This is a genomic window from Emticicia sp. (assembly GCF_049241225.1).
In the GTDB taxonomy this organism is placed as follows: Bacteria; Bacteroidota; Bacteroidia; order Cytophagales; family Spirosomataceae; genus Emticicia.
The window spans coordinates 1-1,196 of the sequence record NZ_JBMLRC010000005.1; the positions used below are offsets into that span (position 1 = coordinate 1).

The window sequence follows — 1,196 nt, forward strand, 5'->3', positions numbered from 1 at the left end:
TCTTCGAGCCAACGGTACGGGTCGGCAACTGTCGTGCCATGATAAGTGTCGGTGTGGTCGATTTTTTTGGTTACTGGATAATTGTACTGAGCCATTGCTAAACTGGGGAACAAGAGAGAAATAAGAATTTTTTTCATAGTTTTTTAGGTTGGTCCGACGGCACGCCTGACCGTATTTGTTATTGATGAATAAATTGTAGGACAAGTTTCTAACTTGTCAAAGATAGCGTAATTGCATTTTAATGAACAAACAACTATCAATCAAAGAAGTTTTACTAATTTGGTCGAATCAACAAAACCTACAAACAAATGTACGGAATAAAATCTTTTGAAATAAAGAAAATTGGGGCGAAAAGCGTAGAAAAAATACCCGATTTAGTGGCTTGGGAAGAACCACTGGAAATTCGTTTGGGGTTTGGAGAAATGGAAAATAGGCAACAAAAAAGCATTTCTGTTACGATGCGAACGCCCACTGGCCACGATTTTGAACTGGCATTAGGTTTTTTATTTACAGAGGGAATCATTACTAAATTTGATGATATTTTGAGTATTCGATACTGCGTAGATGCGGGCCGACAAGCACAAGAGAACATCGTAAGGGTTGAGTTAAAGCCAAGTATTGAAGTAGATTTAAGTAAAGTTGAACGGAATTTTTACGCAACTTCGAGTTGTGGAGTCTGTGGCAAAGCATCGATTGAGAGTATCCAGCAGCATTGTAAGATATTGTCGAGTGATGATTTTAAAGTTTCAGCCATGTACATTCAGTCGTTACTTCAAATTCTAAAAGATAAACAAGTATTTTTCAAGCACACAGGCGGGCTTCATGCGGCATTAATTATACACCCTCAGCCGACCCATCAGACTGCCCTAAAGGGAAGTAAAGAAAAGATTGCTGATTATGCAAGCTCCCCTTTAGGGGCGGGGGGGCGTTGCCGTGAAGACATCGGTCGCCATAATGCACTTGATAAAGTCATTGGTGCAGCGTTTCAAGCTAATCTTTTACCCTTGAAGGATACTATTTTGGTTATGAGCAGCAGGGCAAGCTTTGAAATCATACAAAAGGCGGCCGCTGCACAAATTCCGATTGTTGCGTGTGTAGGGGCCCCATCAAGTTTAGCCATCGAAACGGCACGAGATTTTGGTATTACACTGATTGGATTTTTGAGAAATGATGGATTTAATGTTTATGCTCATGAA

Annotated in this window: 1 protein-coding gene; it reads left to right on the forward strand. The window is 40.3% G+C overall.

Annotated features, from left to right (window positions below):
- Nucleotides 1–308: 308 nt before the first annotated feature.
- Nucleotides 309–1,196 (forward strand): formate dehydrogenase accessory sulfurtransferase FdhD (locus ACOVO2_RS00110; protein ID WP_421768019.1); only part of this gene is annotated, 888 nt, incomplete at its 3' end.